At 69.0% G+C, this 22,568-nt stretch carries 17 protein-coding genes; 13 read left to right on the top strand and 4 right to left on the bottom strand.

Annotated features, from left to right (window positions below):
* The first annotated feature begins 232 nt into the window (after positions 1 to 232).
* The 8 genes from NIE111_RS09510 to NIE111_RS09475 all read left to right on the top strand — a co-directional run bounded on the left by NIE111_RS09510 (position 233) and on the right by NIE111_RS09475 (position 12,465).
* A complete protein-coding gene (locus NIE111_RS09510) occupies positions 233 to 2,605 on the top strand; it encodes a glycoside hydrolase family 3 N-terminal domain-containing protein (protein WP_238684021.1) in 2,373 nt (790 codons plus the stop codon).
* Between the two features lie 289 nt (positions 2,606 to 2,894).
* Complete coding sequence (locus NIE111_RS09505; protein ID WP_238684020.1) at positions 2,895 to 3,917, top strand: LacI family DNA-binding transcriptional regulator; 1,023 nt, start codon at positions 2,895 to 2,897, stop codon at positions 3,915 to 3,917.
* Between the two features lie 104 nt (positions 3,918 to 4,021).
* Positions 4,022 to 6,205 carry an alpha/beta hydrolase gene (locus NIE111_RS09500; RefSeq protein WP_238684019.1) on the top strand — a complete coding sequence of 728 codons (2,184 nt, stop codon included), beginning with the start codon at positions 4,022 to 4,024 and terminating at the stop codon, positions 6,203 to 6,205.
* A gap of 104 nt (positions 6,206 to 6,309) precedes the next feature.
* Positions 6,310 to 7,650, top strand: a complete 1,341-nt coding sequence (locus tag NIE111_RS09495; RefSeq protein ID WP_238684018.1) for an ABC transporter substrate-binding protein — start codon at positions 6,310 to 6,312, stop codon at positions 7,648 to 7,650.
* Positions 7,651 to 7,726: 76 nt separating this feature from the next.
* A complete protein-coding gene (locus NIE111_RS09490; protein ID WP_112589083.1) occupies positions 7,727 to 8,668 on the top strand; it encodes a carbohydrate ABC transporter permease in 942 nt (313 codons plus the stop codon).
* Positions 8,668 to 9,552, top strand: coding sequence for a carbohydrate ABC transporter permease (locus NIE111_RS09485; RefSeq protein ID WP_238684017.1), 885 nt, complete (start codon positions 8,668 to 8,670; stop codon positions 9,550 to 9,552). Before NIE111_RS09490 ends, NIE111_RS09485 begins: the two co-directional genes overlap by 1 nt.
* Positions 9,553 to 9,638: 86 nt before the next feature.
* Complete coding sequence (locus NIE111_RS09480) at positions 9,639 to 11,366, top strand: IlvD/Edd family dehydratase (protein WP_238684016.1); 1,728 nt, start codon at positions 9,639 to 9,641, stop codon at positions 11,364 to 11,366.
* Positions 11,367 to 11,478: 112 nt separating this feature from the next.
* Complete coding sequence (locus NIE111_RS09475; RefSeq protein WP_274530913.1) at positions 11,479 to 12,465, top strand: LacI family DNA-binding transcriptional regulator; 987 nt, start codon at positions 11,479 to 11,481, stop codon at positions 12,463 to 12,465.
* Between the two features lie 98 nt (positions 12,466 to 12,563).
* On the opposite strand, the gene NIE111_RS09470 is transcribed toward NIE111_RS09475, so the two are convergent.
* Both NIE111_RS09470 and NIE111_RS09465 read right to left on the bottom strand, forming a co-directional pair.
* Complete coding sequence (locus tag NIE111_RS09470) at positions 12,564 to 14,264, bottom strand: cellulose binding domain-containing protein (RefSeq protein WP_274530867.1); 1,701 nt, start codon at positions 14,262 to 14,264, stop codon at positions 12,564 to 12,566.
* A 176-nt stretch (positions 14,265 to 14,440) separates the two neighbouring features.
* Positions 14,441 to 15,376 carry a hypothetical protein gene (locus NIE111_RS09465; protein WP_238684014.1) on the bottom strand — a complete coding sequence of 312 codons (936 nt, stop codon included), beginning with the start codon at positions 15,374 to 15,376 and terminating at the stop codon, positions 14,441 to 14,443.
* Positions 15,377 to 15,600: 224 nt separating this feature from the next.
* On the opposite strand from NIE111_RS09465, the gene NIE111_RS09460 reads away from it, so the two are divergent.
* Positions 15,601 to 16,428, top strand: a complete 828-nt coding sequence (locus tag NIE111_RS09460; RefSeq protein WP_238684382.1) for an SAM-dependent methyltransferase — start codon at positions 15,601 to 15,603, stop codon at positions 16,426 to 16,428.
* A 74-nt stretch (positions 16,429 to 16,502) separates the two neighbouring features.
* Here NIE111_RS09460 and NIE111_RS09455 read toward each other — a convergent pair whose 3' ends face one another.
* Positions 16,503 to 17,027 carry a MarR family winged helix-turn-helix transcriptional regulator gene (locus NIE111_RS09455; RefSeq protein ID WP_238684013.1) on the bottom strand — a complete coding sequence of 175 codons (525 nt, stop codon included), beginning with the start codon at positions 17,025 to 17,027 and terminating at the stop codon, positions 16,503 to 16,505.
* A 143-nt stretch (positions 17,028 to 17,170) separates the two neighbouring features.
* Between NIE111_RS09455 and NIE111_RS09450 the strand changes: the two genes are divergently transcribed.
* Entirely contained in the window at positions 17,171 to 19,468 is a 2,298-nt protein-coding gene (locus NIE111_RS09450; protein WP_238684012.1) for an LLM class flavin-dependent oxidoreductase, read from the top strand.
* Here the strand turns inward: NIE111_RS09450 and NIE111_RS09445 are convergent.
* Positions 19,447 to 20,157, bottom strand: a complete 711-nt coding sequence (locus NIE111_RS09445; protein WP_238684011.1) for a DNA alkylation repair protein — start codon at positions 20,155 to 20,157, stop codon at positions 19,447 to 19,449. The genes NIE111_RS09450 and NIE111_RS09445 overlap by 22 nt on opposite strands.
* 158 nt (positions 20,158 to 20,315) lie before the next feature.
* Between NIE111_RS09445 and NIE111_RS09440 the strand changes: the two genes are divergently transcribed.
* The 3 genes from NIE111_RS09440 (at position 20,316) to NIE111_RS09430 (ending at position 22,558) form a co-directional block, all read left to right on the top strand.
* Positions 20,316 to 21,032, top strand: coding sequence for a GAF and ANTAR domain-containing protein (locus NIE111_RS09440; RefSeq protein ID WP_238684010.1), 717 nt, complete (start codon positions 20,316 to 20,318; stop codon positions 21,030 to 21,032).
* Between the two features lie 43 nt (positions 21,033 to 21,075).
* Positions 21,076 to 21,609, top strand: coding sequence for a hypothetical protein (locus NIE111_RS09435; protein ID WP_238684009.1), 534 nt, complete (start codon positions 21,076 to 21,078; stop codon positions 21,607 to 21,609).
* 64 nt (positions 21,610 to 21,673) lie between these two features.
* Positions 21,674 to 22,558, top strand: coding sequence for a pyridoxal-phosphate dependent enzyme (locus NIE111_RS09430; RefSeq protein WP_238684008.1), 885 nt, complete (start codon positions 21,674 to 21,676; stop codon positions 22,556 to 22,558).
* The last annotated feature ends 10 nt before the right edge of the window (positions 22,559 to 22,568 follow it).

Below are 22,568 nucleotides of genomic sequence, written 5' to 3'. Positions count from 1 at the left end.
GCAGGTCCGACGCCGGCAGCACTGCCCGAGCGCCGGGACCGAGGGGTGGTGGAGGCACTGTGAGCTCTGGACAACGTGATCGACTTCGATTACGTTGTCGATCTATGTAAACGTTACCGATTACGTTTACGTAAGGGAACACGACGCCTGGACCAATGTCTCGCCGGCATCCCCCGCGGGTCCTGCCGCCCCGGGCGAAAGACCAGCTTGTCGCGGTGATTGGGGTGACCGGGTGACCACTGTTGAGCCGGAGACCGAGGCGACCTACGCGGATGCGACTGCGCCCGTCGACGAACGGGTGTCGGATCTGTTGGCCCGGATGACCCGCGAGGAGAAGCTCGCGCAACTGGGCAGCACGTGGGCGTTCACACTGCTGGAGGGCGGACGGTTCGCGGCCGAGCGGGCCCGGCCGATCCTTCGACACGGCCTCGGGCACGTCACCCGCGTCGCGGGCGCGACCAGCCTGAAGGCGGCGCAGGTGGCGCGGGCCGCCAACGCGATCCAGCGCTTCCTGGTCAGCGAGACCCGGTTGGGGATCCCGGCGATCGTGCACGAGGAGGTCTGCTCGGGGGTGATGGCCCGCGAGGCGACCATCTTCCCCCAGGCGATCGGCGTCGCGAGCACCTGGGCGCCGGAGCTGAACCGACAGCTGGCGGACGTCGTTCGCGCACAGATGCGCGCCATGGGAAGTCATCAGGGGCTCTCGCCGGTGTTGGACGTGGTGCGCGACCCGCGGTGGGGCCGGACGGAGGAGACCTACGGCGAGGACCCGTACCTGGTGTCCCGGATGGGCGTGGCGTTCGTCAGGGGCCTGCAAGGCATCGACCTGACCGACGGCGTCCTCGCCACCGCCAAGCACTTCGTCGGCTACGGGGCGTCCGAGGGTGGGTTGAACTGGGCGCCGGCCCACCTGCCGCCGCGTCTGCTGCGCGAGGTGTACCTGTATCCGTTCGAGGCGGCGGTCCGCGACGGCGGGCTCCAGTCGGTGATGGCCGGCTACCACGAGCTCGACGGCGTTCCGTGCCATGCCAACCAGGAACTCCTCGCCGACGTCCTGCGTGGGCAGTGGGGCTTCACGGGCAGCGTGGTCTCCGACTACTTCGCCGTCAACGACCTCCACTCGTACCACCACTTCGCGCAGGACAAACAGCAGGCCGCGACGGTGGGCCTCGGTGCGGGCGTGGACGTCGAGCTTCCAGCGACGGACGCGTACGCGGACGCCCTCACCCGCGCCCTGGACACCGGCGAGGTCAGCGAGGCCCAGCTCGACGAGGCGGTCGCACGGATCCTTCGGCACAAGGTCGAACTCGGGCTCTTCGAGAACCCGTACGTCGACGAGGACGCGGCCGCGACCTCGGCGAACGCCGAGCGGCACCGGGACGTGGCGCTGGAGATCGCCCGCCGCAGCCTCGTCCTACTCAAGAACGACGGAGCGCTGCCGCTGCTCGCGGGCGCCGGAACTGTCGCTCTCATCGGCCCGAACGCCGACGACGCCCGACACCTGCTCGGTGACTACTCGTTCGCGGCCCACATCGAGGCGTTGGTCGCGGCACGCAAGCGGCGCGGCCTGCTCGGCGAGATGATGACGATCCCCGACGATCTGGAGATCGACGAGAGCATCGACGGTGTGCCCACGGTGCGGGACGAACTCGCGGCGCGGCTGGGCGACCGGCTGCGCTTCGCCCCGGGCTGCGACGTGCTCGACCCGTCGACCGAGGGGTTCGCCGAGGCGGTCGCGGCAGCCGCGGCGGCCGACGTCGCGGTGCTGGTCCTGGGTGACCGCTCGGGGCTGACACCCGGGGCCACCACTGGCGAGTCGCGGGACCGGTCCAGTCTGGACCTGCCGGGCGTGCAGGAGGAACTCGTCAGGGCCGTCGTCGCCACCGGCACACCCGTCGTGGCAGTGCTCGTCGCAGGCCGACCGGTCGGCAGCGACTTCCTGCACGAGGAGTGCGCCGCGGTGCTGATGGCCTGGTTGCCGGGGGAGACCGGGGCGCAGGCGATCGCCGAGGTGCTTCTCGGTGAGGTCGACCCGAGCGGAAAGCTGCCGATCTCGTACCCCCGCGGCGTGGGCCAGATCCCCGTCTTCTACGGCCACAAGGTGTCCGGGGGGCGGTCACACTGGCACGGCGACTACGTGGATTCGCCGGTCGCCCCGCGCTACGTCTTCGGCCACGGCCTCGGGTACACCTCGTTCGTGATCGAGGAGGCCACGCTGGAGAGCGCCGAGGTCCGCGCCGGGGACAGCGTCGGTGTCGAGGTCACACTCGCCAACACCGGACACCGGGCGGGGGAGCAGGTGGTGCAGCTCTACGTCCGTGACCCGCAGGCCACGATCACGCGGCCGGTGCTGGAGCTGAAGGCCTTCGCCCGCGTCGAGGCCGCCGCCGGCCAGCGGGTGGCGGTGCGGTTCGCGCTCCCCACCGGCCAGCTCGGTTTCTACGACCGGAGCATGGCCTACGCGGTGGAGGCCGGGCAGATCGAGGTGTACGTCGGCTTCTCGGCTGCCGACCACACCCATGCCGGCACGTTTGTCATCAGTGCGGACCCGGACCGGCCGGCGTCGAAGGTCTTTACCGGGGCCGTCGAAGTTCGGCAACTGTGATCGCTCACCAGGGGACGGTGAATGGTTCTTGACGGAGTGTGTCGTCCTGTTGTCAACGGGTGGCACCAACGCCAAAATCAGGCTCCACGTCGACCCGGGAGACGATGCGATTGCGTTATTCGCAACGGCGTCCGAAGGTCAATCGCACCCCTCGTGGGCGTCCAGTTAGGACCCTGTTCTCGACGGTCGGTTAAGGACGAAGAGGTCTTGTGTTCGTAATCGTCCTCAGTTACGTTGGCAACATCCTGGAAACGTAACCGATAACGATTGCAGTCCAGAGAAGAGCGGCATGATTGAAGTCAATGCGCCGGTAACAATGAGTGATGTCGCCCGAGCTGCTGGCGTTTCCACCGCCACCGTCTCGCGCGTCGTCAACGGGCATTACGGCGTCAGCGCTCGCACAGTCGCTCAGGTGCGCTCCGCCATCGAGCAGCTCGGCTACGAGTCGAGTCTGGTGGCCACCAGCCTTCGGCGCAGCCGCACCAACGTTCTGGGCCTCGTGGCGCACAGCTTCCAGTCGTACACCGCGGAAGTGCTCAAGGGCGTGATGAAGGCGCTGAGCCGCTCGGGCTTCGATCTGATCATCTACGCCAACAGCGACCTCTACGGGTCGTATTCGGAGGGTTGGGAGCAGCGGCACCTGACCCGACTGTCGGGCACTCTCACCGACGGCTGCATCGTCGTCACGCCCTGGGGTGACTTCCGGACCCGGACGCCGGTCGTGGCCATCGACCCGGTGCGGGGCTCGACGACGCCCTCGGTGATATCCGACAACCTCGCTGGCGCCACCACAGCCGTCGAGCACCTGCTCGGCCTGGGCCATCGGCGCATCGGGTTCATCGCCGGCCGCGACAGCCTGGCCTCGGCCTGGTCGCGGGAGGAGGGATACCGGGCCGCGCTGAGCACCGCCGGGGTTCCGGTCGACCCGACACTGATCGGCCGAGGAGATTTCAACCCCGAGTCGGCGACTCCGCTGGCGCGCGTTCTGCTGCAGCGACCGGACCCGCCGTCGGCGATCTTCGCGGCGAGCGACGGGATGGCCCTCAAGGTTCTGGAGGTCGCCAGGGAGTTGGGGTTCTCGGTGCCGGGGGACCTGTCCGTCGTGGGGTTCGACAACATCCCCGAGTCGGCGTTGACCCAGCCGGGTCTGACCACCGTGGACCAGTCGATGTATCAGCTCGGGTACGAAGCCGCGCGGATGCTGAAGTCACTGGTGACCGGCGAGTGGGACGAGCCGAGCCAGATCGTGCTTCCGACCAGCCTCGTCGTACGCGACTCGACGGCACCACCGAAGAGCGCGGCACGACCATGACATCAGCGTGAAGGAGGTGCACCAGCACACACGGCCAGATCCACAGTTGAGTTGAGCCGGTCAGTCGGGTCGCATCCGCTGCCGGCACATGAAAGGAGTGGAGTGTGACTACCGAACAGTATCATGGGCGCTTACGCCGTCTGGGCGTACGCCGGCGGCTCTCGGCGGCGTTCACCGCCGGGGTCATCGCCACCGCGGCGGTGCTCATCGCGCCGCAAGCAGCAGCGGCGGACACGCCGTGGCTCGACGTCTCCGCGGACCGCTACGCCACGTTCGCCGTCCCGGCGGCGTACGTCCAGGAGAACCTGGGCACCGTCTCGCAGGTCGTCGTGGAGGGAAACTTCGGTCCGTCGGCCAGTTGGGCGGAGTTCGGTCTGACCCGCCGGGGTGACGTGTGGTCGGGCGTTCTCGGCGCGCTGGAGCCCGGGCTGTACAACTACCAGCTCACCGCCGACGACACCAAGAGCATCAAGGACCCGACGAACAGCACCAGTGTCGCGTCCAACCCGCTCCTGAGCACCTTCCTCGTCGCGGGTGACTCGGCGCGGTGGCTGCTCGACGCGCCGGCCGGCACCGGTGGAAAGATCGAGACGTTGACCTATCGGAGCAGCAACGCGCAGCGCTCCGCCCTGGTCTGGACGCCACCGGGTTACGCGGCCAAGGGCCCGAAGGGGTACCCGGCGCTCTTCCTGCAGTCGGGTGGCGGTGTGGCCGCGACCGACTGGCTCGACCTTGGACGATCCCAGCAGATCCTCGACAACCTCTCCGCCGCTGGCGCCATGAGCCCGATGGTCGTGGTGATCAACAACGCCGACGCCTCGGACGACAAGGAGTTGAAGGACCTCCGGAAGGCGGTCACCGACAACTACCGGGTCCTTCGCGACCCGGCGCACCAGGCGATCGCGGGCGTGTCCGACGGCGGCACGCAGGCGTTGCGGGCAGCGCTCACCACGCCGGGTCGGTTCGGCTACGTCGGTTCGTTCTCGGGCACCTCGGCTCCGGAGATCGACCGCAAGGACGCTAAATCGATCAACCGCGGCGTCAAGCTGCTGCGCCTGTACACCGGTAACGTCACCGATCCCGCGTACAACACCACCTACCGGCTGACGAAGGCGTTGAGTCGAGCCGACGTCCGGTTCGAGTTCGACGGGGTCAACCCCGACGGCGGCGGGACCTGGACCACCTGGCAGGAGAACCTCGTCGACTTCGTGCCGCGGTTGTTCCGGCACGTGGCCGACCACGGGCCGAGCCCTGGTCACCAGCCGCTCAAGCGGGAGTTCACCCCGCCGCCGGCCGGCACCACCCCGACGCCCTTCGTCACCGAGGACGGGTTCGTCACCTTCGAGACCACCACGGACTTCGCTGACGCTCAGCACGTCACGGTCTGGGCGAACGTGGCGCCGGGCGGCAGTTGGCTGCGACTGCCACTGAGCCGTGACGGTGACCGGTGGCGGGCAACGGTGGGCCCACTGAAGCCCTGGTTCTACTACTACCGGCTGATCGTGGACCGGGTCGCGGTCAAGGACACCTCCAACCCGACGACCGTCACCACCGAGCCGATGTGGAGCACCTTCTTCATCCCCGGGCCGGGCGCCCGACTGCTGTCGGACGTACCCGCGGGTCGTGGCGGGAAGGTCGAGAACATGACCTACGCCAGCACGGTGGCCGGCCAGGACCGGACCGCGCTGGTGTGGACCCCACCCGGGTACGACCCGAACCGGACGCAGCCGTACCCCGTCCTCTACCTCCAGCACGGCGGTGGCCAGAACTACACGGACTGGGTCGAGATGGGCCGCGCCAAGCAGATCCTCGACAATCAGTTCCTCGACGGCGACCTCACGCCGATGGTCGTCGTGATGGGCAACGGCAACTCGTCGAACTTCAACCGGGAACTGCGGGAGAACATCGTTCCGACGGCCCGTGCCCGCTACCACATCTCCAGCGATCCGTCGCAGCAGGCCCTCGCCGGCCTGTCGATGGGCGGCGGGCAGGCGTTCGGGGTGCTGCGGGCCTACCCGGGCGAATTCGCCTACGTCGCCGCGTTCTCGGCCGGTTTCGGAAGCGGCGCCGGCGTCGACGTGGCGGCGATCAACAACGGCACCAAGATGCTGCGCCTCTACGTCGGTGACCAGACCGACTTCGTGTACCCGAGCTTCATGACGTCGCTGACCACGTTGAACAACCTCGGTATCCGCTACGAGTTCGACGGGGTCACCCCCGGGCCGCACGGCTGGGACGTGTGGCAGAAGAACCTCATCGACCTGGCGCCCCGTCTGTTCAAGCGCTAGGAGCCTTCGCCGGCGACGCCACCGGGAGCAGGGCTTCCTGCTTCCGGTGGCGCCCGCCAGCGCATGGATGCAGTGCACCGCCATCGCCGAAGGGAACCATCTCAATGAAGAGAAGACGAATACTCGCCACAGTAGCCATGCTCGCGGCGGGGACCGGCCTCGTCGCCTGCTCCTCCGACGAGGGCGGCAGCGACGCGAGCAATTGCACGAACACCATCACCAAGCAGAACGTGCCGGTCGTGACGATGTGGGGCTGGTACCCCAACACCCAACTCGTCGTCGACAACTTCAACAAGCAGCACGACGACGTGCAGGTCTGCTGGACCAACGTCGGCCAGGGCAGCGACGAGTACGACAAGTTCCAGACCGCCATCTCGGCGGGCACCGGCGCACCTGACGTGATCATGGTCGAGGCGGACCGGATCCCGACGTTCCAGATCCAGGGCGCGCTCGTCGACATCAAGCAGTACGGCTTCGACGCGGTCAAGGCCAACTACGGCGAGGGCGCCTGGAAGGACGTGTCGGTCGGCGACAAGGTCTACGGCGTCCCGGTCGACGGCGGTCCGGCGGCGATGATCTACCGGAAGGACGTCTTCGACAAGTACAAGATCACGCCGCCGAAGACCTGGGCCGAGTACGAGCAGGCCGCGCAGAAGGTGAAGGACGCCGGCGGGCCGCTGTTCGGTGACCTCGGCGCGAACGTCCCGGCGCTCACCATGGCGCTGCAGATCCAGAAGGGCGCCGCGCCCTTCACCTACGACCCCGCGCAGCCGAAGGCGATCGGCGTGAAGCTCAACGACCAGGCCTCCAAGGACGTGCTGGACTACTGGGGTGGCCTCGCCAAGAAGGGCCTGGTCGGTACGCAGGACCAGTTCACCCCGGAGTACATCTCCGGCGTGATCAACGGCAACTACGCGACGTACATCTCGGCGGCGTGGGCGCCCGGCTACCTCACCGGCGCGGGCGTCGGTAAGGGTCAGGACACCGGCAAGTTCGCGGTGGCGCCGCTGCCGCAGTGGGATCCGGCCAACCCGGTGCAGGTGAACTGGGGTGGGTCGGCCTTCTCGGTGACCAAGCAGGCGAAGAAGCCGGAGCTGGCCGCGAAGGTCGCCTACGGGCTCTACGCCGACAAGGAGTCGCTCACCGACGGCTGGACCAACCAGATCATCTTCCCGCTGAACCTCACGGCGCTCAAGGACCCCGCGTTCGTCGACCTGAAGGTGGCGTTCTTCAACGGCCAGCAGGCGAACAAGGAGGTCTACCTTCCCGCCGCCGAGGCCTACAAGGGTGTCGCGTACGCCCCCTTCGGTCAGTACTACCTCGACGCCATGACCAAACAGGTCAGCGAGATCATCAAGGGCTCCGTCACCGGTTCGCAGGCTGCCGACCGGCTCCAGGAGGACGTGGCGAAGTACGCCAAGGAACAAGGCTTCACCGTTCAGTGACCGGATGGGTGGGCCGCGCCGGCACTGGCCGGCCGGCCCACCCGCCCCCCTCAGCGTCCACGTCCCGGAGACCAAGATGACATCCCTGACCGAGAAGCGCGCACCGCGTACTCAGCCTGAGACGCGCAAGATCCGTGGCAAGGTGCACCTCCGCGAACACCTGATGGGGTGGCTCTTCGTCGGGCCGTTCGGGATCGTGTTCCTGGCGTTCCTCATCGCGCCACTGGGGTACGCGCTGTACCTCAGTCTCTTTCAGAAGAAGCTGATCGGCGGCACCAGCTTCGTTCTCTTCGACAACTACGTGAAGGCGTTCACCGACCCGAGCTTCCTGTCCGGGGCGTGGTTCGTCATCCGCTTCTCGCTGGTCTCGATCCCGCTGCAGATCGTCATCGCGCTCGCGCTGGCCCTCATCCTGGACTCGGTGACCACACTGTTCGCCCGCTTCTCCCGCCTCATGATCTTTCTGCCGTACGCGATCCCCACCGTGATCGGGGCCGTGATGTGGGGGTTCCTCTACAGCCGGGGCTTCGGCCCGCTCACCGACATCTTCGGGTTGTTCGGCGCCACCGCACCCGACTTCCTGAGCAGTGACCTGATCTTCTACGGGCTGCTCAACGTCGTCACCTGGCAGTGGGCCGGCTACTACATGATCATCCTGTACGCGGCGTTGCAGGGCGTCGACCCGACGCTCTACGAGGCGGCTCGGATGGACGGCGCCGGGCGGTGGCAGATCGCGACGCGGATCAAGATCCCGCTGATCGCGCCCGCCCTGATCCTCATCCTGGTCTTCTCGCTCATCGGCACCCTGCAGTTCTTCAACGAACCGCAGATCCTGCGATACCTCGCCGCGGGCACGATCGGCTCGGACTTCACCCCGAACATGTACGCGTACCAACAGGCGTTCTCGCTCGCCAACTTCAATTACGGGTCCGCGATCTCCTTCGCCCTCGGCGGGCTCGTGTTCATCTGCGTGTACGCCTTCCTGTTCTTCACCCGCAAGCGGAGGAGCTTCCTCTGATGACCGACCACACCAGCGTCCGCGCCGGCGCCCGCCGACCGCAGCGCTATCTCCCGCTTCAGATCCTCCTCGGCTTCCTGGTGATCTACTTCCTCGTACCGTTCTGGTGGGTCATCGTCAACAGCTCCAAGGACGCACCCGGCCTGTTCGGCGGCGGCAACACCCTCTGGTTCACCGACCAGATCGACTACATCGGGAACCTGCGGCAGCTCTTCACCTACGACGGTGGCATCTACCTGCGGTGGATGCTCAACTCCACGCTCTACGCCATCGCCGGCGGCGTCGGCGCCACCGTCCTGGCGGTCATGGCCGGCTACGGGTTCGCCAAGTACCGGTTCGCCGCCCGACGCTTCAGCTTCGCCATCGTGCTCGGCGCGTTGATGGTGCCCGCCACCGCTCTGGTCATCCCGACCTTCATCATGTTCTCCCGGCTCGGCCTGACGAACACGGTCTGGGCGGTGATCCTCCCGTCGCTGCTCAACCCGTTCGGCGTCTACCTGATGCACGTGTACGCGCGCGACGCGGTGCCCGACGAACTCCTGGACGCGGCGCGGGTCGACGGCGCGGGAGAGGTGCGGACGTTCCTTCAGATCGCCCTCCCGCTGATGCGTCCCGCGGTGGTCACCGTGCTGCTCCTGTCGGCCGTGGCGTCCTGGAACAACTACTTCCTGCCGCTGGCCATGCTCTCCGACAACCGGCTCTTCCCGGTCACCGTCGGTCTCGGCCTCTGGCAGGGAATCGCGTCCGCGAACAACGCGGGAACCACCTCGCTGTGGAGCCTCATCATCCTGGGCTCCCTGGTGTCCGTGATCCCACTGATCATCGCGTTCTTCAGCCTGCAACGACACTGGCGCGGCGGCCTCTCCGTCGGAGGGCTGCGGTAGGCCGCGCCAACGCCACCAGCCAACCCACCACACGCGATTGATCGCCGCGCAGGACGCGGCCGGACGGATGACAGAGAGGTGTGCTGATGTCGACGACGAATCGACCGCTGCGCAGCGGGGAGTGGTTCGGTGCGGAAGGCCGCAACGGGTTCATCCATCGGTCCTGGATGCGCAACCAGGGTTTCGCGGACGACGTCTTCGACGGTCGCCCGGTGATCGGCATCGCCACCACCTGGTCGGAGCTGACACCCTGCAACGCGCACCTGCGCGACCTCGCCGAGTCGGTGAAGCGGGGCGTGTGGGAGAGCGGGGGCCTGCCGCTGGAGTTCCCGGCGATGAGCCTGGGCGAGCCGCTGATGCGACCCACGACCATGCTCTACCGCAACCTGCTGGCAATGGAGTTGGAGGAGTCGGTCCGCGCCAACCCGCTCGACGGGGTGGTGCTGCTGTCCGGCTGTGACAAGACCACCCCCGGCCTGCTGATGGGAGCGGCGAGCGTCGACCTGCCGACCCTGATGCTGACCGGCGGCCCGATGCTCAACGGCAAGTTCCGCGGCCAGGACATCGGCTCGGGCACTGTCGTCTGGCGCTTCACCGAGGAGATGCGGGCCGGTCGGATGACCGCGGCCGACTGCTCCGAGGCGGAGGTCGGCATGTCCCGCAGCCGAGGCCACTGCATGACAATGGGTACGGCGTCCACGATGGCCTGTGTGACCGAGGCGCTGGGTGTGCAGCTGCCGGGGTCGGCCGCCGTCCCGGCGGTCGACTCCCGGCGGTACGCGCTCGCGCACGGCGCCGGACGCCGCATCGTCGCCATGGTCGAACAGGACCAGCGGTTGTCCTCGGTGCTGACCAGGAAGGCGTTCGAGAACGCCGTCCGGGTCAACGCCGCCATCGGTGGCTCCACCAACGCCGTCGTACATCTGCTCGCGATCGCCGGACGCCTCGGCGTCCCCCTGTCGCTGGAGGACTTCGACACCCTCACCGCCGACGTGCCCATGCTCGTCAACCTCATGCCGTCCGGGACGTACCTGATGGAGGACTTCTTCTACGCCGGCGGCCTCCCGGTGGTGATGAAGGAACTCGCCCCGCTGCTGCACATGGACCACATCACCGTCAGCGGCAGGAGCGTGGCGGAGAACGTCGACGGCGCCCAGTGCTGGAACCGGGACGTGATCGGCAGCATGGAGGAGCCGTTCCAGCCCGCCGGCTCGGGCACCGTGGTGCTGCGCGGTTCGCTCGCGCCGTCCGGGGCGGTGCTGAAGGTCTCCGCCGCCTCCGCCCACCTCCTCACGCACACCGGCCCGGCGCTCGTCTTCGACCGGATCGAGGAGTACGTCGTCGCCGCCGACGACCCGGACCTCGACGTCACCCCCGACACGGTGATCGTCGTCCGCAACGCCGGACCACGGGGCTACCCCGGCTTCCCGGAGGTGGGCAACGTGCCCATGCCCCGACGGTTGCTCGCGGACGGCATCACGGACATGGTGCGGATCTCCGACGCTCGGATGAGCGGCACCGGCTACGGCACCTGCATCCTGCACGTGGCACCGGAAGCGTCAGTGGGTGGCCCGCTCGCGCTGGTTCGCACCGGTGACCTGGTCTCCGTCGACGTCTCGACGCGCCGCCTGGAACTCCTCGTCGACGACGCCGAACTGGCCCAACGGCGCACCGCCTGGCAGCCTCCGAAGCCGGTGGCCGACCGGGGCTGGGTACGGCTCTACAGCGAGCACGTCCTGCAGGCTGACAGCGGCGCGGACCTCGACTTCCTCGTCGGTGGCAGCGGCAGCGCGGTGCCCCGTCACTCACACTGACGGCCACGAACGGACGAGGCCCACGAGGAACTGATTCCATGGAAGAACGGACGGCCCGCCAGTGCGAGTTCACGCAAAGGCCGCTGTGACAGCGGCCGACCGGCCCCCGGTCATGGCCGACGTCGCTCGCCTGGCGGGCGTGTCACACCAGACGGTGTCCCGGGTCATCAACGGGGCACCCAGCATCAGGCGCGAGACGCGGGAGCGGGTCCTCGAGGCCATCCGACGGCTCGACTACCGTCCCAACACGGCAGCCCGCGCGCTGGTGCGCGGACGGTCCGGGATGATCGGCATCATCGGCACGGCCAGGACGCTGTTCGGCCCGACGAGCATCCATCGCAGCGTCGAGGACGCCGCCCGCGCGGCCGGCTACTTCGCCACCTCGGTGAGCCTCTCCGAGGTGACGGTGCGGGCGCTCAGCGACGCCACCGAACACCTCATGCGCGTCGGCGTGGAGGGCGTCGTGATGATCGCCGGCAACGACGAGGCCCTCGAGGTGGTGCGGATGACGCGCTCGGGTGTTCCCTTCGTCGTCGTGGAGGGCGATCTGTCCCGGGCCAGCGTGACCGTCGGCGTCGACCAGGTGCTCGGCGCCCGGATGGCCACCGAGCACCTCCTCGACCTCGGGCATCGAGAGATCGTGCATGTGAGCGGCCCGCTCAACTGGGCGGAGGCCCGCGCTCGGCTCGAAGGTTGGCGTCAGGCGATGAGTTCCGCGGGCCTACGCCCGCCGGAGCCGGTCGAGGGGGACTGGAGAGCGCACAGCGGCTACGCCGCCGGGCTGCGGATCGGTGCGATGCGCGCAACCACTGCGGTGTTCGCCGCCAACGACCAGATGGCCATCGGCGTGCTGCGCGCGTTGCACGAGCGGGGGCGGCGGGTGCCACACGACGTCTCCGTCGTCGGATTCGACGATGTCCCCGAGGCGCCCTTCCTCATCCCGCCGCTGACGACGATCCAGCAGGATTTCGACGCTGTCGGTCGGCGTGCCATCACCGCCGTCACCCAGGCCATCGACGACACGGTGCCGCAGCGTCTGCCGCTGGTCGTCCCCAAGCTCGTGGTGCGGCAGAGCACGGCGGCGCCGACCGCTCCCTGAACAGCCGACGATCTGGACCGGCTACCCGCCGACGGGCGGGAGCCCCGGCGTGTGGCCGGGGCTCCCGCGACGTCGACGGTGTTCGGGTGCAGAGGTGTTCAGAGGGTGAAGACGAGCGTCGAGATGCTGCGGGCGCCGACGTTGATGGTGGCCTGACCGCCGTTCACGCTGGTCGGCTGGCTGGCCGCGTTGGCGTTCTGCGAGGTGAGGTAGTGCTCGGCTCGGCTGACGTTCTGCGGGGCCTGGACCACGGCGTTGTTGACCGCGCTGTTCGAGCGGTTGAGGATCACCAGGGTGATCTTCCCGTCCCCCTGGTAGGCCGTGACCTCCAGCGGCGAGGCCTTCGAGCTCTTCGACAGGGCGACCCGCTGGTAGCCGGGGCGGACGTACTTGGCGTACTGCGAGAAGGCGTACCCGCGCTTGAGCGGAGCACCCGCGACGGTCCCGAACGCCGACTCGCCGTCACCGATGAAGGAGTAGTACCGCTTGCCGTACCACCAGATGTAGGCGTTCCAGTTGGCCTCCATCGACTTGTGCACCGTGCGCATGATGTCGTCGAGGGTCTCGTTCCAGACCGCCGCGTTGGCGGGGTTGCCCCAGATGTTGGAGCCGCCACCGTCGGCGGCGTGCAGGTTCCACTCGGTCATCCACACCGGCTTGTTGTGCTGCTGCGCCAGCGAGTACGGCCGCAGTCGGCCCGACTCCTCGGTGCCGTACAGGTGCCCGCCGACGTAGCCGATGTTGTTGCGGGCGGTCGCGTCGTTGAGGGTCGGGTCGGTGAAGTTGTAGTTCATGTTCACCGCCTCGGCCACCATCAGCTTGGTGTTCTGCACCTTGGTGCCCTGGTCGCGCACGAAGGTGCGCAGCTCGGTGCCGCTCCAGTCCATCGAGTCGTAGTCCGGGTGCCAGTCCGGCTCGTTCTGCACCGACGTGACGTCGATGGGTACGCCCTGGCCGCGCATGTACTGCACGTAGCTGTTCAGGTGGTTGGCGTAGTCGTCGTAGTAGTCGGTCCTCAGCTTGCCGCCGTTGACCCGGCTGTTGTTGGTCTTCCACGCCGCCGGCGCGGTCCACGGTGAGGCGAGGATCTTCACGTTGGATCCGTACGACTTCGCCGTCTTCAACGAGTTCACGTGCGTCGCCCACTCGCTGGATTCCGGCGACAGGCCGGTCCGCACTATGGACAGCCCCAACTGGTTGGCGCCCATCCCGACCAGCGTCTGCGTGTCCGCCGTCGACCAGGCGCTACCCCAGATGGAATGCGCGGCCCCGAACCCGTCGACCGTCTGGTATTTGGTCGCGCTGTTCACGGTGATGTCCGCCGGCCCGGTCGGCGGCGGGTCCGTCGGCGGTGGGTCGGTCGGCGGTGGGGTCGGCTCGGTGCCACCGGTGCAGCCCACCCCGTTCAACGCGAAGGTCGTCGGATCGGGGTTGCTGCCGGTCCACGAGCCGTTGAAGCCGAACGAGACGGTCCCGTTGGTCGGGATGGCCCCGTTGTAGCTGACGTTCTTGGCGGTGACGGCGGTGCCGCTCTGCGTCAGCGTCGTGTTCCACGCCTGCGTGACGGTCTGTCCGGCGTTGTAGTTCCAGGTCAGGGTCCAACTCGTCACCGCGTCACCGAGATTGGTGATGGCGACGTTGGCGCCGAAGCCGCCCTGCCACTGCGACGACACGCTGTACGTGACCGAACAGCCGGCGGCTGCGGCCCCCGCTGGCATCGCCACGGCGACCGCTGCCGAGGCCAGCAGGACGGCGCCGGCCGATACCAGGGCGGCGTTGGTCACTCTTCTCTTTCTCATGAAACTCCTCCTGAAAGTGGTGGTGGCTTCCACGCCTCGGGAGGGCTCGTCTGCGGGCGAGATTCAGCGATGGTGTGGGCGGCGAAGAATTGGGAGCGCTCCCAGGTGTCGATTCCAGAAAGCTAATTCGTCCAACGATTCCTGTCAATGCAATCGGCCCGGGTGCGATGGTGCCGTCACCGGCCACAGGCACCGCACTGCCTGCGAGTGCGCAGGTGGTAGTCCGTGGACGCGATCACCAGGCCCACCCCCATGACGAGGTACGCCGACATCGCCACCCACAGGAACGCGTCGGAGAACTCGCTGTGCGAGCCCGACGTCACCTGCACCATCCCCATGCCGAAGTAGGCCACGATGCCCGCGCCGAGCCCGAAGCCGGGCACCAGTAGCAGCAGACGAGCAATGGTGCGCCCGGCGAGCAGCGGAACCCACCCCGGCCAGACCTCACCCCAGTGGTACACCAGCGCCAGTGGCAACAGCACTCCGGCCAGCACCAGGCCGATCTCCAGCCCGAGCAGCGAGGCGCTCTGGTCGACGCGGTCGAACCCCACCACGAACTGGGCCGCGAAGCGGGTCACGAGACCGCCCACAGCGGCCCACGCCGCCCAGCGCGCCCACCGCGCGGGTGCCGAGCGCCGCGTACCCGGTCGGACCGTCCGGCAGCAGGCTGGGCAGTCGCCACGGGTGCGCCGCTGATAACGCGCGGTGCTCAGGGCGAGCAGTACCGCTCCGGTGACACAGGCCAGCCGGCTGACGAACGCCAGCGGGTCGAAGAACGGGCCGACGGTGAACAGCAGGAAGCCCACCAACTCCGGCAGCAGGATCGCGGCTGCCGCGACCAGCGCTCCGGCGACCGTCCAGGCGAGCCCCGCGATCGCCGGTCGCCAGGTCGCCACCTGGTCCAGGGCAACCGCCAGCCCGCCCGCGGCCGCACACAACGCGACGGACCACCAGCCGGTGAGGCCGAGCAGGTCCAGCCCGAGCCGCCCGAACTCCGGAGCCTCGCCGACCGTCCAGGCCAGACGCACGCCCCCGTATGCCACGGCCCAGCCGAGCACTGCGTACGTCAGGCCATGGACGCTCCGCCCGACGATTCGTGTCGATGTCGTCATGGACCGATCCTGCCGTCGTCCCAGGGTGGGCAGGCCCCGCTGGGAGGGGACGTCACTCCCTCGCGCGAGGGATCGGCGGGGTCGGGTCTGCTGTGGAGCGACCGGGTGTGGTGCGAATCCTCGGCCTTCTATACCGTGGCACGGTCACGGGTGGCCACTTCCTCGACTGGGCCGTCCCGCGACGACGTCGCGTACGCGTTCGACATGGGGGTTTCGTCGTGACCATGGAATCGCCGACGACCGGCCGGCCCGAGGCTGGTGAGGCCGACGTGCAGCAGAAGATCGACACGTCGGTGCCGCATTCGGCGCGGATCTGGAACTACTGGCTCGGTGGCAAGGACAACTTCGCCGTGGACCGCGAGGCCGGGGACCAGTACCGCCAGGTCTTCCCCGGCGTCGTCGATGTGGCCCGCGCCTCTCGGCAGTTCCTGGTTCGCTCGATCATGTTCCTCGCCGCCGACGCGGGCATCCGCCAGTTCCTCGACGTCGGCACCGGGCTGCCGACCGCCAACAACACGCACGAGGTGGCCCAACGGATCGCCCCGGACGCGCGGATCGTCTACGTCGACAGCGACCCGCTGGTGCTGGTGCACGCGCGCGCGTTGCTGGTGGGCACGCCCGAGGGCAGGACCGCCTACATCGACGGCGACCTGCACGATCCGGCCGCGGTCATCGCCGAGGCCGGTCAGACGCTCGACTTCACGCAGCCGATCGGCCTCATCCTCAGTGGCGTCATGGGCCACGTGCCCGACTACGAGGCGGCCCGCTCGATCACCCGGCAGTTGGTGACGGCGCTGCCGAGCGGCAGTTACCTCTCGCTGAACGACGGCACGAGCCTGATCAGCGCCGAGATACAGCAGGCGCAGGACGACTACAACGACAGCGGCGCGACTCCGTACACCCTGCGCTCTCCCAGCGAGATCGCCGGCTTCTTCGACGGTCTGGAGCTGGTCGAGCCCGGCGTCGTGCCGTGCCCGCAGTGGCGACCGGACGACGCGGTCGACACGCCGGCCGACATCGACGCCTTCGGCGGGGTGGGCCGCAAGCGCTGACGCTGTCGTGCGGCGGCGGTCGGCGCCGGGGTGGGTCGTCCCTGGTGGCTACGCCGCCGCCCGGTCACTGACGGTCAGCCGGACTGGTCGGTGGGAGGAAGGACGCTCCGCACCGCCACGCAGGGGTCCGTGGCGGGTGCGGCGGCATGGATCGCTTCGGCGGCCCGGGCGGCGAGGTCGCGAAAGACCTCGCGCTGCTCCTCGGGTAACCCACCCAGCACGTGGTCCTCGGCGTGGGCGACCCGCCGCTCGGCCTCGGCGAGCGTCTGGCGTCCGCGTTCGGTGGCCACCACCCGTCGGGCCCGCCGGTCCTGGGGGTCGGGCCTGCGCTCGATGAGACCGGCGTTCGCCAGGTCGTCGATGACGTAGGTCAGCACGCTGCGGTCGATGGCCAGACGAGCGGCCAGGGCGGCCTGCGTGGGCACCTCTTCGTGCACGACGACGGCCAGGATGTGATAGCCGCGACTGCCGTGCGGCAGGTCCTTCAGCAGCTCCTCGACGCGCTCGTGCCAGTTGCGCAGCACCATGCCCAGCGACCAACCGAAGTTCGAACCGCGCTTGCGGTCGGCCGGCAGCTCGCACGGATCGCTCGCGGACATGTCCCGATGCTAGTGGCCGGCGCGTTGATCATCATCCGACATCACCGCACCCAGGAATGATTGGCGGCGAAGATAGGTTGTTCAACAAACGATAGATTCTAAACATGATAAGTTGATCAAACGATCGCGTGGATGGGGAAGCAATGTCGGACTACGGGCACGAACTCCGGTTTGGGTCGTTCCTGACACCCAGCGTGCACGACCCGGATCAGGTGGTAGCGCTGGCCGAGTTGACCGAGGCCGCGGGACTGGACCTGGTCACCTTCCAGGACCACCCGTACAACGCGGAGTTCCTCGACACCTGGACCCTGCTGAGTTGGGTCGCCGCCCGCACGGAGCGGCTCCGGATCTCCGGGAACGTCCTCAGCCTGCCGCTGCGCCCGCCGGCCGTGCTGGCCCGGGCCGCGGCGAGCCTGGACCGGTTGTCGCACGGCCGATTCGAACTGGGCCTCGGCGCCGGCGCGTTCTGGGACGGTATCGCGGGCATGGGGGCACGTCGGCTGACAGCGGGGCAGGGAGTCGCGGCGCTGCGGGAGGCGATCGACGTCCTGCGCGGCGTCTGGGACGACACCGCCACCGGGCCGCTGCGGCTGGACGGGGAGTACTACCCCGTGCCCGGCATGCAGCGCGGCCCGAAGCCGGCACACGACATCGACATCTGGCTCGGCGCGTACCAGCCGAAGATGCTGGCACTGACCGGCCAGAAGGCCAACGGCTGGCTGCCGACGCTCGAATACCTGCGATCTCCGGACCGGGTGACCGCCAACCGGCTCATCGACGACGCGGCCATCGCCGCGGGCCGCGAGCCCCGGGAGATCCGGCGGCTGCTCAACCTGTTCACTGTCGACGTCTCGTCGCGCAGCCGCGGCTTCCTCCAGGGGCCCGTGGAGCAGTGGGTCGACCAACTCCTTCCGCTGGTCATCGAGGAGGGGTTCAGCACGTTCCTGATCGGGCGCGACGACCCACGCCTCATCCAGACCCTCGGGCAGGAGATCGCCCCCGCGCTGCGGGAGGCCGTCGCCAGGGAGCGCGCCGGGGGTGAGGTCGGCAGCGGGCCGGTCCGCACTACCGTCGCGCTGGCCGAGCGGCACCCCGGCCTCGACTACGACGCGCTGCCGCCGTCGCTGGCCGCCAGGTCCGTCGAGCCCGGTGACCAGGAGTACGAGCGGGTACGCCACACCTACAGCTGGCACGGCTCGCCGGCCCTGGTGATCCGTCCGCGCAACGCCGCCGAGGTGATCGACGCCGTGTCGTACGCCCGGACGCAGGATGTCCCGCTGTCGGTGCGCAGCGGCGGGCACGGCATCAGCGGCCGGTCGACGAACGACGGGGGAGTCGTCATCGACATGTCGAGGATGAACAAGGTCGAGGTTCTCGACCGGGCGACCCGTCGAGTGCGCCTGGAGCCGGGTGCCCGGTGGGGCGACGTGGCCCAGACGCTGGCCCCGTACGGCCTGGCCATGAGCTCGGGCGACTACGGAGACGTGGGCGTCGGTGGTCTCGCCACCACCGCTGGCGTCGGGTACTTGGCGCGCAAGCACGGCCTGACCATCGACCACGTCGTCGCCGCCGAGATCGTCACCGCGGACGGCCGTCTGCTCCGCGCCGACGACGAGCATCACCCCGACCTGTTCTGGGCCATCCGCGGGGCCGGGGGAAACTTCGGTGTGGTCACCGCGCTGGAGCTGGAGGCGTACGAGGTCGACACGGTCGTCCACGCCCAGCTCGTCGCGGACGCGACGGACAGCGCCAGACTGCTGCGCCGATGGGGCCAACTGGTCGAGGACGCGCCACGGGAGTTGACGAGCTTCCTCTCCCTCTTTCCCGGCCGCCGTGGCAACCCCCCGGCTGCCCAGGTCACCCTCGTCTACGCCGGTGACGACGTCGAGGCGGCGCAGTTCGCCCTGAGCCCGTTCCTGGAGATCGGGCCGATCCTCGACCAGCAGGCGCAGCTCGTGCCGTACCCGGCGATCGTCGTGCCGCCGGGCAACCAGCATCGGGGGCAGGGGCTGAGGGACACCCGCAGCGGTCTGTTGCACCACGTCACCCCGCAGGCGGCCGACCTGATGGAAAACATGATCCATTCCGGCGATGTGATGATCATGCAGTTGCGATCCGTCGGTGGGGCGGTCAACGACGTCGCCCGCGACGCGACCGCCTACCCGCACCGGAAGCAGAACTTCTCGGTACTCGCCGCCACGGTCCCGGACCGCCGGCCCCAACTCGACAAACTGTGGGCCGAGCTGTACCCGCACCTCGACGGCCTGTATCTCAGCTTCGAGAGCGACACCGATCCGGCTCGACTGCTGGACGCCTGGCCCGAGCCCACCCTCGGTCGGCTGCGTGCCATCAAGGCCAGCTACGACCCGGACAACGTCTTCAACCGGAACTTTCCCATCCCACCGGCCGGGCCGGTCGATCAGACGGCGCCGGACAGGTAGTCGTGGCGACGCTGCGGTTCGAACTTCTCGACCGCGTACCGCAGCATGACCCGTGGCATGACCCGGTAGCGGCGGGCGAGGAACTCCTCCTCCGCCGCCCTGTCCCGGTTGCCCACCTCGCGCAGCATCCAGCCCACCGCCTTGCGGACGAGGTCGTGCGGGTCGTGCAGGAGCCGGTCGCCGAGTCGGAAGGTCCACGCGAAGTCACCGGCCCTGATGAAGGCGAAGGTCGCCATGATGGCGATGCGCCGCTCCCACACGAGGCTCGAATCGGCCAACCGGTCCAAGACGCTCCGGTCCCTGTCGAGTAGCCAGGGGCCGACGATGTACGGCGCGGACGAGTCCACCAGGTCCCAGTTGTCGATGCGGTCGGTGTTGGCCAGGACGGTGTCGAAGATAAGACCCCGCTCCTGCTCGTCGCCCCGGGCGAACTTCCGTACCAGGATGAACAGCGCGGTCAACCGCTCCTCGTGCGCGCCGTCGATGAGCAGCTTCGTCGTCTCGGCCAGCGAGAGGTCGCGCCAGAACCGGGCGGCCACAGTGCGCTGGTCCGGCACGGAGACACCGAGGGCCCGGTCGCCCTCGCCGTACCCACCAGGGACCATCCGGAGGAACCGGCTCGACGCCTCGGCTCGACGTGGATCGGCGAGGCTGGCGAGTTCCCGACGCACGTCGACGTTGGTGGCCATGACCGTCGACGCTACCGGGGGTCAGCCCGCGCGGCGTAGGCGTCCGAGCGCTGGCCCGCCACACGCGGCCCCGACCCGCTGAAGCTGATCTGTGGGAACGCGGGCCGCCAAACCCTCGGCAGGGTGTGAGCGGCTGATTCAGGGGGTAGGACGCTGCGATGACGCAGCCGAGGATGGATCCCACCGACGCGTTGGCCGAGCTGGGCCGGGTCAGGCTCGACGAGATCAGCCTGGACGACATGCTGCTCCGGATCGCCGAACTCGCCAAGGGAAGCATTGCCGGGACGAGAGAGGTGACTGTCACCCTGGTGCGGGGTCGGGTCGGTTGGACCGGGGCATTCACCGGCGAGTTGGCCCGTCAGCTGGACGAGTGGCAGTACGAGCAGCACCGGGGCCCCTGCCTGGATGCCTCCGCCAGTGGTGACACCATCTCCGTGCCGGACATGGACACCGAAGAGCGCTGGCCAGCATGGGCGGAGAGGGCTCGCGCCGCCGGCGTGCAGAGTTCCCTCTCCATCGGGCTTCCCATCCAGGGCTCGGTTGTCGGCGCGCTCAACGTCTACAGCGATTCGCCGAACGCGTTCGATCCGTCCTCGATCGCCAGTGCGGAGGGCTTCGCCGCCTATGCGGCGGTGGCACTGGCCAACGCGCACCTGTACGAGAACGCCGCCACGCTGGCCGCGCAGATGCAGGAGGCGATGCGGAATCGAGCCGTGATCGAGCAGGCCAAGGGGATCATCATGGGCAGCCGGCGGTGCTCGTCGGAGGAGGCGTTCGCGCTGCTGTCGAAGATCTCCCAGGACACCAACCGAAAGGTGCGCGAGGTCGCGGAGGCCCTGGTCGCCCAGGCAGTGGGAACCTCCCAAGGGTCTTGAACTTCGTGGGTGTGGGTGCCTGGGCCGTGGGTAGGGCTGAACCATGTTGAAGCGAGCGGTGTGGCAGGGGCTGGTGGCGGGCCTGGCCGGGGCTGCGGTGATGACAGCCGCCGAGAAGATCGAACAGCGGCTGACCGGTCGGCCCGACTCCTACGTGCCGGCCCGGGTTCTGGTCAGGCTGACCGGCCTGCCGGAATCCTCAGGGCAGCAGCCCCGCTGGCAGAACCTGGCGATGCACTACGGCCAGGGCGCGCTGGTCGGCGTCCTGCGCAGTGTCATGGCGCAGGCCGGGCTGCGGGGCACCTGGGCTTCGACGATGTTCACGGCGGTGCGCCTGACCAACGACCAGATCCTGGAGAACGCCACCGGCGTGGGAGCGCCCCCACTGACCTGGCCCCGCCCCGAACTCGCCATCGACGTGTTGCACAAGTCCATCTACGCGTTCGCCACCGGAGCGGTGGCCGACGCGCTCGCCGCCCGCGACGGAGCGGGTCCCGGGCAGCGGCACGCGGCGCTGCGTCCCGGTCGCCACTCGGACGTCGGTCCGCTGCCCCGGGCAGCAGCACGCCGGGCCTAGCCCCCGGAAGAGCGCCCACGGCCAGGAAGCTGCGTGCGCGGCCGGGGAGTGTTTAGCTGCACGGATGATCACACCCGTTCCCCTCGGTACGTGGCCGACGCCGCTGGAGGCCGCACCCCGGCTCGCCGCCCGGCTGGGGCTGGCCGAGCTCTGGTTCAAGCGCGACGATCTCAACGGCCTCGGCGGGGGCGGCAACAAGATCCGCAAGCTCGGGTACACCTGCGCGCAGGCGATCGCCGACGGCGCCAGCACGCTGATCACCTCGGGGGCGCCGCAGAGCAACCACGCCCGGCTCACCGCTGCCGCTGCCGCGCGGCTTGGCCTCTCCTGTGTGCTGGTGCTCGCCGGCCCGCCCCCGGAGCGTCGACGAGGCAACCTGCTGCTCGACGGGCTCGCCGGCGCGGAGATCGTCTGGGCCGGAGACAGTCCGCTCGCCGAGGTGGTGGCGGTCGAGGCGGAGCGACGATCGGCGTACGTCATCCCGTTCGGCGGCACCTCACCCGCGTCGATCCAGGGCTATGTGGACTGCGGTCGGGAGTTGCGGGCCCAGTTGCCGGACGCCGACGGGGTCGAGGTGGTGGCGGCGCTCGGTTCCGGCGGGACGATGGCCGGCCTGGTGCGGGAGTTGGGCGCGCAGCGGGTGATCGGCGTGGATGTCGGCGCCGTGCCCGACCCACGGGCGACTGTCGCCGGGCTGCTCGCCGACGAGGTCGAACCGGACGCGCTGCGGATCGACGGCACCCAGGTGGGTGCGGGATACCGCACGCTGACCGACGCCGTCCGGACGGCGCTGGAGGTGACCGCGCGTACGGAGGGGGTCTTCCTGGATCCGACGTACACCGGTCGGGCGATGGCGGCGCTTCTGGCCGGCAGCTTTCCGCACGGCGACCGGGTCGTCTTTGTGCACACCGGCGGGCTGCCGGGGCTCTTCGGCCACCCCGAGCTGTAGGGGAACCGGC

The sequence above is a fragment of the Micromonospora hortensis genome, from assembly GCF_022230935.1.
Classification (GTDB): Bacteria; Actinomycetota; Actinomycetes; order Mycobacteriales; family Micromonosporaceae; genus Micromonospora; species Micromonospora hortensis.
This window is presented reverse-complemented; position numbering and strand designations above follow the sequence as displayed.